This is a genomic window from Aetokthonos hydrillicola CCALA 1050 (assembly GCF_017591665.1).
Classification (GTDB): Bacteria; Cyanobacteriota; Cyanobacteriia; order Cyanobacteriales; family Nostocaceae; genus Aetokthonos; species Aetokthonos hydrillicola.
Window position 1 is genome coordinate 1 of the sequence record NZ_JAAKGC010000370.1, and the last position, 1643, is coordinate 1643.

The window sequence follows — 1643 nt, forward strand, 5'->3', positions numbered from 1 at the left end:
CAGGAAAAACCACAAATCTTTACCAAAGTTCCTGGCATTTGAGCGAACGTTTATTGCTATCCGATAGTCTTTCTCATCATCTATTACGTGAACTGAATAGTGATCCTTACCAGGTTTTGCAGGAACACCACTAATCACATGTCCTTTGAGTACCGCGTAACCATTTTTAAGAGGCATCTTGATAATTCTCCAAGTGTGATTAGACACGACATTAGATATTACAGAGAATGTTCACCCGTGGCAAGGGAAAAGTGAAAGGTAATAATGAACTACCCCACCGTAAAGACGGATGGGGTTTCTAATTCCCCATTCGCTTTATTGGTAGAGTTTTGACGCTTCATTTTACCAAGTTGCTTCATCGATCCAGTATGCTTACGCTTCTTGGTCGAGTCAGTAGAGCTTGATAATCCGACATCTATGAGGGACGTTCCAACCCCCAGTTGCGATCCTGTCGCAACGTTGTACATAACCATCACCGAACCTTTGTCACGTTGTATTTCAAATTTACACTTATTACAAACGTGATATCGGTTAGAGAGTTCTGCCCATTCCTTATGAATCTTTCCACAATTAGGGCATCTTTGTGATGGTTTAATTTTTTTTGTAGGAAGTATCAGCATCAATCCTCCTTTTTGCTCAATCTTGTAAGCAATCATTTGGTTCAATGTTCCAAACCCAACAGAAAGAATAGACTTATTAAGTCCTGCTTTCTGTTTTTTTCGTTTACTTCCTTTTTTAGCTTTCCTAGTCATTTTAGACGTTTCTAGCTTCTCAGTTACGCCGATGTCATAACGACTAGCAATATCTGACGTAACCTTGTGCTGCCAATCTTTTCTTTGTAAAGCTACTTTAGCCTGAAGCTTAGAAACACGTTTTCTTGCCTTTTTCCAACGATTAGAAGCTTTAATCTTTTTAGTTTTATTTGGTGCGCGTTTTCTCCTAAGTTCTTTAGAAACCTTTTTGATTTTTTGTTCAGTCCTTTTAGTAAATCTAGGATTTTCAACTGCATCGAAATTAGAGCCATCATATAAAGTAATTGCTGTTTGAGTACCCAAATCAAAAGCAACTACATTTTGATACTCTAGTTTTGATTCAGAACCAAACCTAGACTCAAGGGTAGGCACATCAACCGTTATGGAAGCAAACCACTGATTTTTACTTGGTTTGTAGACAATAGTTAACGTGGTAGGAATTCCCCACTCTTTCGCCTTACCTCGCATTTTTAAGGTAATACCTAAGTCGTTTAAGGTCAATCTCCCATGTTTGCCATTACTATTAACCTTCCACCCAGATTTAGCTGGATAAGTCCAACCAGAATAATAACGAATTGACTTGAATTGTGGTAAACCTCGTAAACGTTGAAAAAACGAATTGTAAGCTAAATCAACTCGCTTTACTGTTGCCTGCATTGCTTGAGAATGAATATAAGCAAACTCTACCCATTCTTTTTTGAAATCTCGCAAGCAGTTTTGTTGGTCAAAGTAAGTAACAGTTTTTTTATTTTTCTTCCACTCAAAACGACGATGAGCAATACAGGCATTGTAAACGTATGCATGAACTCTTCGTGTTTCAAATAATTTCTGTTCTTGTTCTTTGTTTGGGTACAGTCGAAAAGTCTGCCGTTTAGTAACCATATATTACTC

Annotated in this window: 2 protein-coding genes; both read right to left on the reverse strand. The window is 37.7% G+C overall.

Annotated elements, in window-relative coordinates:
* Positions 1–177, reverse strand: a 177-nt coding sequence (locus tag G4P69_RS40855; RefSeq protein ID WP_208355133.1) for a DUF2278 family protein, incomplete at its 3' end; no start/stop codon positions are given.
* A 92-nt stretch (positions 178–269) separates the two neighbouring features.
* The gene (locus tag G4P69_RS38025) at positions 270–1634 is read right to left on the reverse strand and encodes an RNA-guided endonuclease InsQ/TnpB family protein (RefSeq protein ID WP_208346177.1); all 1365 of its coding nucleotides are present in this window, start codon (positions 1632–1634) and stop codon (positions 270–272) included.
* Positions 1635–1643 lie beyond the last annotated feature (9 nt).

Bases quoted from the DNA above. Each gene is read 5' to 3' on its own strand.
- G4P69_RS38025 (WP_208346177.1), bottom strand. From the start codon at position 1,634: ATGGTTACTAAACGGCAGACTTTTCGACTGTACCCAAACAAAGAACAA.